Annotated in this window: 5 protein-coding genes and 5 pseudogenes; 7 read left to right on the top strand and 3 right to left on the bottom strand. The window is 62.1% G+C overall.

Annotation, left to right across the window (positions count from 1 at the left end; genetic code table 11):
* Both BSP239C_RS21235 and BSP239C_RS19995 read left to right on the top strand, forming a co-directional pair.
* Positions 1–111 (top strand): annotated as a pseudogene (locus tag BSP239C_RS21235) (IS5/IS1182 family transposase); the annotation flags it as partial.
* A pseudogene (locus BSP239C_RS19995) lies at positions 96–419 on the top strand (recombinase family protein); the annotation flags it as partial. The pseudogenes BSP239C_RS21235 and BSP239C_RS19995, both read left to right, overlap by 16 nt.
* On the opposite strand, the pseudogene BSP239C_RS21505 reads toward BSP239C_RS19995, so the two are convergent.
* Together BSP239C_RS21505 and BSP239C_RS21500 are read right to left on the bottom strand one after the other, a co-directional pair.
* Positions 334–525: pseudogene (locus tag BSP239C_RS21505) on the bottom strand (hypothetical protein); the annotation flags it as partial. The pseudogenes BSP239C_RS19995 and BSP239C_RS21505 sit on opposite strands and share 86 nt — an antisense overlap.
* Positions 526–772: 247 nt before the next feature.
* Positions 773–832: pseudogene (locus BSP239C_RS21500) on the bottom strand (hypothetical protein); the annotation flags it as partial.
* Positions 833–1,049: 217 nt separating this feature from the next.
* On the opposite strand from BSP239C_RS21500, the gene helR reads away from it, so the two are divergent.
* From helR to BSP239C_RS19965, 5 genes are all read left to right on the top strand, one after another.
* Positions 1,050–3,206, top strand: a complete 2,157-nt coding sequence (helR, locus tag BSP239C_RS19985) for an RNA polymerase recycling motor ATPase HelR (protein ID WP_101575054.1) — start codon at positions 1,050–1,052, stop codon at positions 3,204–3,206.
* A 166-nt stretch (positions 3,207–3,372) separates the two neighbouring features.
* Positions 3,373–5,049, top strand: coding sequence for a Mu transposase C-terminal domain-containing protein (locus BSP239C_RS19980; RefSeq protein ID WP_096161900.1), 1,677 nt, complete (start codon positions 3,373–3,375; stop codon positions 5,047–5,049).
* A complete protein-coding gene (locus BSP239C_RS19975; protein ID WP_096161901.1) occupies positions 5,043–5,960 on the top strand; it encodes a TniB family NTP-binding protein in 918 nt (305 codons plus the stop codon). Before BSP239C_RS19980 ends, BSP239C_RS19975 begins: the two co-directional genes overlap by 7 nt.
* A complete protein-coding gene (locus BSP239C_RS19970; protein WP_096161902.1) occupies positions 5,957–7,111 on the top strand; it encodes a TniQ family protein in 1,155 nt (384 codons plus the stop codon). Before BSP239C_RS19975 ends, BSP239C_RS19970 begins: the two co-directional genes overlap by 4 nt.
* Before the next feature lie 106 nt (positions 7,112–7,217).
* Positions 7,218–7,883 carry a recombinase family protein gene (locus BSP239C_RS19965; RefSeq protein WP_308298085.1) on the top strand — a complete coding sequence of 222 codons (666 nt, stop codon included), beginning with the start codon at positions 7,218–7,220 and terminating at the stop codon, positions 7,881–7,883.
* Here the strand turns inward: BSP239C_RS19965 and BSP239C_RS21230 are convergent.
* Positions 7,852–7,963 (bottom strand): annotated as a pseudogene (locus BSP239C_RS21230) (IS5/IS1182 family transposase); the annotation flags it as partial. The gene BSP239C_RS19965 and the pseudogene BSP239C_RS21230 sit on opposite strands and share 32 nt — an antisense overlap.

The raw sequence follows: 7,963 nt of genomic DNA, 5'->3' as shown, positions 1-7,963 counted from the left end.
TTTGCCTACGTCAAGCAATGGCGGGGGTTAGCGACGAGATACGACAAGCTCGCCATCACCTATCGAGCGGCCGTCGTGATCAGCGCGATCCTGACATGGCTCCGCCAATAAAGGAGACATGCCCTAGTACCGCCGGGCAAGATGCGCAGCTCCAACTCGATGCACTCGTCGGTGCTGGGGGCAAGCGGGACGTGTTCTCTGACGTAACTTCCGGTAGCAAGACGGCGAAACAGCGCCCCGGAATGAGGCGATTACTCGATTATGCCGAAGACGGCGACACCGTCGTCGTGTGGCGCATCGACCGCCTTGGCCGATCACTCCTTGACGTTTTGGCTACCGTGAACCTTCTTGGCGACCGGGGAGTGAAGGTTTGTTCCGTCTCCGACAGTGTCGAACCCCCCGGCGCCAGCTCACCGATGGCGTAGCCCTGCAGCGAGGTCGAGGCCGGTGCGTTGGTCGTGTACCAATGACGCGCATCCGGGCGCCGAAGCGGTCTGCAAAGGACTCGACGTACTCGCCGAAGCGATGAACCGTATCCCTGTTGAGCCACCCTCCGTCGGCTTCGAGACCTACTGGAAGGTCTCAGTGGTAAAGAGTCGGCTCGGAAGCCACACCCGCAGACAGGAGTTCGTCGACGACGCATTCGTAGTGATCGAGGCCGCTGGAATTGGGCTTCGTATTCGGAAATCCGTCGCCGATGATGCAGGCCAGGAATTGAGAACCGGTATCGGCCGACGCCGAGATCGGCCAGAAATTCTGCATCTTCGGCGCTGCGATGGTAGCCGTCGCGGACGGGATCCGCACTGCCACCGTCGATGACGTTGCATGGCACATCAACGAAATCGTCCCAGATCGATAGACCGCGTCTGCCCAGAGTGCCTCAGTCTGAAAAGCCGCGGTGGATGCAGAGAAGCGTTGACCACGCATCGTCTGTGCAGCGAAATCCAGTGTGCCTGCCATTATCAGAATATGCCACGGATGGGGCCTTGCCGCAAGGCCCTGGTCAGGGTGAACAATGGTGTCTTCACTCTTCCGAGCAAGGAGCCTGTGTGCCTGCCACTGTCTTTGACCTGCCCGCCCGACTGTCCGCTAAAAGGACTGCGAATCTCATCGCAGCCGACGATCACCACTTCGCCCACATCGCCAGTCAACTCGACCGTGAAGTCGCCACGCTCGAGGCCCGCCTCGCAGAACTCCGCCGATCGCCTGGAGGTGACGGCGAGGCCGCACTCGAACGGGACACCGTGATCCACCGGCTGTCGTCCGAACTGAATTTGCTGCGCCGCTTCGACCTCGATGTCTGCCTGGGGCGAATGGTGTTTGCTGAGTCCGGAGACACCGTCTACATCGGTCGTATGGGGTTGCGTGACGAAGATGGGCGCGCCCTGCTCATCGACTGGCGGACACCCATGGCCAAACCGTTCTTCGCCGCCACACTCGCCTCCCCGATGGGGTTATCCACACGGCGCCGCTATCGGTGGGCGAACGGCCTCATCTCGGACTACTGGGACGAAGGATTCACCTCGGCGACCGACGACGACACCGCGTCGCTGGACGATCAGTCGGCGTTCATCGCCTCTCTGGGCACGAGCCGTTCGGCGAAGATGCACGATGTCCTCTCCACCATCCAGGCCGATCAGGACTCGATCATCCGCGCCCCGGCCGATTTGCCGATGGTCGTCGACGGAGGGCCCGGAACCGGAAAGACGGTGGTCGCCCTGCACCGTGCCGCCTACCTTCTATACAGCGACTCCAGTATCGCCAGAGGCGGAGGATTGCTCTTTATCGGGCCCAACCAACCGTATCTGTCATATGTCGATGACGTGCTGCCCCGCCTCGGCGAGGACGGTGTCCGTCTGTGCACGCTTGACAGCCTGATTACGGAGAGCGCCACCGCCAAGGACGACGAGCGCAGCTCTCGCCTCAAGGCGAACCTGGACCCCGGTGCGGTGATCGCGCGGGCGGTGAGCATCTATGAGGAGCCTCCCACCACTACCCTGGTCATCGACACTGTGTGGGGTGAGCTCACTGTCACAGCCGGAGACTGGTCTGCGGCGTTCACTTCGATCGATGAGGACCTCGAACACAACACGGCTCGTGACCAGGTCTGGGACGAACTGCTGGAGATCCTCGCCGAATCCGTCGTCGATTCCGATGAGGACGCCGAACCGCTCGAGGTGCACCGCTTCCTCAGTCAGGACCCCGATCTTCGAGCGAACCTGACCGCCGCCTGGCCGATCCTCGACCCCTTGGACATCGTGGGCGATCTGTGGAGTGTTCCGGCCTATCTAAGTCTGGCTGCTCCCGACCTAACCGAGGCGGAAACAGCTTGCCTCCAGCGCACTGACCCCAGGGCCTGGACTGGCGCAGACGTACCGCTCATCGACGCTGCCAGGCGCCGCATCGGCGATCCGGCCGATCTGGGTAGGAGGCGTCGCGCCGCGGCGGAGGCGGCGGCCGAACAGGATCGCATGGCCGACGTCGTCGAGGACCTCATCGCCGCCGATGACAGCGAACTGATGCAGATGACGATGCTCAGGGGCGATGATCTGCGGGGCGCACTGGACAATCCCTCAGGACGAGAGACTCTCGCCGCTGATCGTCTGGCCGGACCCTTCGGCCACATCATCGTCGACGAGGCGCAGGAGCTCACCGATGCACAGTGGCACATGCTCCTCGATCGGTGTCCGTCGAAGAGCTTCACCATCGTCGGCGACCGGGCGCAGGCGCGACACGGATTCGTCCAGAGCTGGGACGAACGGATGAACGAGCTCGGCCTCGCCGTCAACGAGGTTCACCTCAGCATCAACTACCGCACCCCCGCCGAGGTGATGGCCGCGGCAGAGCCGGTGATCCGTGCCGTCCTCCCTCACACGAATGTACCGCAATCGGTGCGGCAATCAGGAAGTTCGGTCGGATACTGCCGCGTGGAGGAAGTGCCATCACTGGTTGGCGCGTGGTTGGACTCTCACCGCGAGGGAATTGTCTGTGTCATCACAGTGTCACCGGCTTCGTGGAGCTTCGCGGAGGTTGAGCGAGTCAGCGTGATGACCCCTGCCGAGGTCAAAGGATTGGAATTCGATCTGGTGATTCTCGTGGACCCGGCAGGATTCGGTACCGGCATACAGGGAGGTGTGGACCGCTATGTGTCGATGACCCGGGCAACCGCCCAGTTGGTCGTAGCAACGAACGCACCGTCGGAGTGAGACTTCGTCACGACCGTCTGCGGGTGGCATTCTCGGAAGCCGTCTGCACATCCAGCCCGTTGTTCTCCGGGGTTGTGCAGTCGGCTTTTGAATGCTGGTGGTTCAGTACCCGTGGGCACTAAAGTCGTTTCTATTCAATAGTCCTGTTCTCAAAAGGGAGGCAGAGATGGGCGACGAGCCAGGAGAGATTCCGTCGACAGGGCACCTGACGATTCCCGAGGCGGAGTGGAAGCAAGCTCGGCTGCGGGCCGACGTGATCGGCACGCTCGCCAAGCGCGATCGTGTCGGGCTGGCTGCTGCCGATGAAGCGGCCCTCGCGCTGAGCATTTCTCGCCGACAGGTGTACGTGCTGCTGGATCGCTACCGCCGAGGATCAGGTCTCGTGACGGACCTTGTTGGCCAGCGGTCCCACGGTGGCAAGGGCGGCAAACGACTATCGGAGCAAGTGGAGCAGGTCATTCGCGAGTTGGTGCGCAAGCGGTACTTGACGAAACAGAAACGCAGCATTGCCTCGGTTCATCGCGAAATAGTCCGAATCTGCACTATTCGAGGCTTACCGGCACCCGCACGGAACACAGTAGAGACTCGGATCGCACGGATGAACCCAGTTGAAGTCGGTCGGCGACGAGACGGTCCCGACAGTGTTCGGCCTCTGCAATCAGCCGGTGACGACGTCCCGGTCATCGAGTCCATCTTGGACCAGGTGCAGATCGATCACACCGTCATTGATCTGATCGTCGTCGATGAGCGGGAACGCCAACCAGTGGGCCGACCATATCTCACGGCAGCGATCGATGTGTTCAGCCGCTGCCTGATCGGCATGGTCGTGACCTTGGAGCCGCCGTCTGCAGTGTCGGTGGGGTTGTGCCTGGCTCACACGGCTGGTGATAAGCGACCCCGAGTGGAACGACTCGGGGTTGAAGCAGACTGGCCGATGAGCGGGAAGCCGAAGGCCTTGTTCGTCGACAACGCCGCCGAGTTCAAGAGCGAGGCACTGACACGCGGATGCCAGCAGCACGGCATCGCGCTGGACTATCGGCCGCTGGGACAGCCGCATTACGGCGGGATCGTCGAACGCGTCATCGGCACGGCAATGCGAAAGATCCACGAGCTGCCGGGAACGACGTTCTCGGACCCAGGTGAGCGAGGCCGGTATGAGTCCGAGGAACTGGCTGCGCTGACTCTTGTCGAACTGGAGAAATGGCTGACCCTGGCAGTGGCTGCGTACCACGGCACCGTCCACAGCACGCTGGGCCTGACTCCGGCTGGGCGCTGGGCAGAGGGTATCGTCGCAGACGGCCCTCCTGTGGTCACGTCGAATCCGACAGCGTTCTTGGTGGATTTCCTGCCGGTGATGCGTCGGAAGCTGACGCGTACCGGGTTCGTCATCGATCACGTGCGTTACTTCGCCAACGTACTCAAGCCCTGGATCGCGCGCCGCGAGAGTCTCGAACGGTTCATCATCCGCCGGGACCCGCGCGACATCGGCCGAATCTGGGTGCTCGATCCCGAGGGTGCGGAGTATGTCGAGGTGCCTTATCGGACGTTGTCGAATCCTGCTGTCAGTGTGTGGGAGCATCGCCAGGCGCTGGCACGGCTGCGTGAACGCGGAGCTGCCCAGGTTGATGAGGCCGCGTTGTTTCGGATGATCGAGCAGATGCGTCACATCTCTGAGACCGCCGAGAAGACCACCAAGCGGACCCGCCGGGAAGCTGAACGCCGCACCCACGCAGGAGCCGCGAAGAAGTCTCCTCCCGCGTCGGCACCGGCTCCGCCGCCCCCTGCACCGGAACCGCGTGCGATGCGGCCTGCGGCCCGGTTCGACGAAATCGAACCATGGTGACAGTCGACGAGGACCAGCCTCCGGATCTGTCGCATCTGCATCCCTCTGTCCAGTTGACGGCGCGGCTGCCGACCGCAGAGCGGGTCCACCGGATTCGAGCCGACCGCTGGATCGGCTACCCGAAAGCGATCGAGGCGGTCGCGCGGTTGGAGACGCTGCTCGGGTGGCCACGGAAACAACGCATGCCCAACCTGCTGCTGGTGGGACCGACGAACAACGGCAAGTCGATGATCATCGAGAGATTCCGTCGTCTGCACCTGCCGGCGACTGAGGCGGATCGGGAACACATCCCCGTGCTGTGCGTGCAAATGCCCTCGGAGCCGTCCCCGTTGCGGTTCTATACCGCAATCCTCGCCGCTCTCGGCGCACCACTGCGGCCTCGGCCTCGCGTGATCGAGCTCGAACGCCTCGCACTCTCCCTGCTGCGTGAGTCCGGTGTGCAGATGCTGGTCATCGATGAGTTGCACAATGTGCTTGCTGGACGTGGTGACGTTCGGCGAGAGTTCTTGAACCTCTTGCGATTCCTTGGCAACGAACTGCGAATCCCGCTCGTGGGAGTCGGTACCCGTGAGGCATACCTGACGATACGCTCAGATGATCAGCTGGAGAATCGTTTCGAACCGTTCGTGCTGCCGGCCTGGGAAGCAGGTGAGGACGCCCGGTCGCTCTTGGCCAGCTTCGCGGCGGCTTTCCCATTGCGGCACCCCTCCCACATCGAGACCGACGACATGATGCAGTACTTGCTTGCCCGCAGTGAAGGAACGATCGGTGAGCTTGCGCATCTGCTGATTGCGGCCGCGGTCGCGGCCGCCGAGTCCGGTGCTGAGACGATCAATCACCGGACCCTGATGATGGCCGACTATGTTGGTCCCACAGAGCGACGACGATTGTTTGAACGCGAGTTGATGTGACCGGCCGCTGGCCGATCCATCCGCGGCCGATTCCGGGTGAAGCTCTCACCTCGTGGCTGCACCGGATCGCCGACGAGTATGGGATCACTGTCGATGATCTTGTATTCGATATCGGCTACTGCCTCGACCGCGATAAGGATCTCGACCTGTCCCCACCGGAGGGGCTGGCCGAGGCCCTGGCGACCCGGACTGGAGTCAGCTCTGATCGGATTCACGGCATGAGCATCAGCGGATACACCCCGTGGCTCCTGGACGACATCGAGTCTGGCTCCGACACGTTCACCACCTACATCCGGCAACTGAGCGTTCTCTTGCCTGAGAGAAACCGTCGCCGCCGGACGGTGAGTTCGTGGCGAGCATGGGTCCCGACCACCGGTGTCCGACACCACCGAGCTTGCCCACAATGCGTGCGAGATTCCACATCACCTCACCCCTACCTCGTGGTGTGGTTGCTGCCGCTGATGCTCTCCTGCCCCTTCCACCACTGCTGGCTTGAGCACCACGACGGCCCGCCCGGGGATTACTACGCATGGCGCGAACAATCGAGTGGCCCCGAACCACACAAAGTCCCTCCGGCGATCCGGCGCATGGACGACCGGACGTGGCAAGCCCTGACAGCCGGAGCTGTCGACCTTCCCCGCCATCGCATCCACGCCGGCATGTGGTTTCGGCTGCTGCGCACTGTGGTCGACGAGCTTGGTGCAACCATGAGCGAGTGCGGTGCCGCGCAGCGGCTGACGCGCGAGGTGTGGCAGCGCGCTGGATATCCCGTGCGAGCCGGACAAGTGATGTGGCGGCCCTTTGAAACGCAGACCCTGCAGAAGCAAATGCGGACTCTCGAAGCCGCCGCCATTGCGATGCGCGTGCTCGAAAGCGGTCATCTCACGGGTTTGGGCCGCGATGCTGCGTTGTTTCTCCCTGAACCCGACACCTCTTTTGATCCTGGAAAGCCATTGGCAACAACAGGGTGCCCGAAGTCGCTTAACGAAGCCTTGCACGACGCCGTCGAGGATGCCAAGCAGAACCCGGACAGCGCACGCCAGCTATTCAATCTCATGGTGCTCTACCGCAGCGACGACGACGATCATGTCCGACGAGTTCGGAACAATTTCGCCGAACTTGGTATCCCTCTCGAGTTTCTGTCACATTAAATGCTTCGAGGAGGGTCTGCGCGACATAGAATAAGTAACGGGTTAAGTGACAAGCTTCGTATGTCGACGGCATTTCGGTTCTCATGTCACGTAAACGATCGAATAAATGATGGAGGTAGCGGTGGCACTGATCGGATATGTCAGAGTGTCGAAAGCCGACGGATCACAGACCACCGACCTGCAACGCGATGCACTCATCGCCGCCGGGGTCGATCCCGAACAGTTCTACGAAGACAAAGCCTCCGGCAAGAAAGACGACCGCCCCGAACTCTTGGCTTGTCTGAAAGCTCTCCGGTCGGGTGACACTCTGATCGTGTGGAAGCTCGACCGGCTCGGCCGCGATTTGCGCCACCTGGTCAACATCGTCCACGACCTCACCGACCGCGGTGTGGGGCTCAAGGTGCTCACCGGGCAGGGTGCGGCCATCGACACCACGACCGCGTCGGGCAAGTTGGTGTTCGGGATCTTCGCCGCCCTGGCCGAGTTTGAACGAGAGCTGATTTCCGAACGCACCAAAGCCGGACTGGCCTCCGCCCGGGCACGTGGCCGCAAAGGCGGTCGCCCCTACAAGATGACACCGGCCAAAGTACGGCTTGCACTGGCCTCGATGGGGAAACCCGGCACCCAAGTTGGTGCCCTCTGCAAAGAACTCGGCATCACCCGCCAGACCCTCTACCGACATGTTTCACCTACAGGTGAACTGAGGCCTGATGGAGCCAAGCTATTAGGGCATGTCTCCTTTATTGGCGGAGCCATGTCAGGATCGCGCTGATCACGACGGCCGCTCGATAGGTGATGGCGAGCTTGTCGTATCTCGTCGCTAACCCCCGCCATTGCTTGACGTAGGCAAAC

The sequence above is a fragment of the Brevibacterium sp. 239c genome (assembly GCF_900169365.1).
In the GTDB taxonomy this organism is placed as follows: Bacteria; Actinomycetota; Actinomycetes; order Actinomycetales; family Brevibacteriaceae; genus Brevibacterium.
Note: the sequence above shows the minus strand (reverse complement) of the source record. Positions and strands in the feature narration are given on the sequence as shown.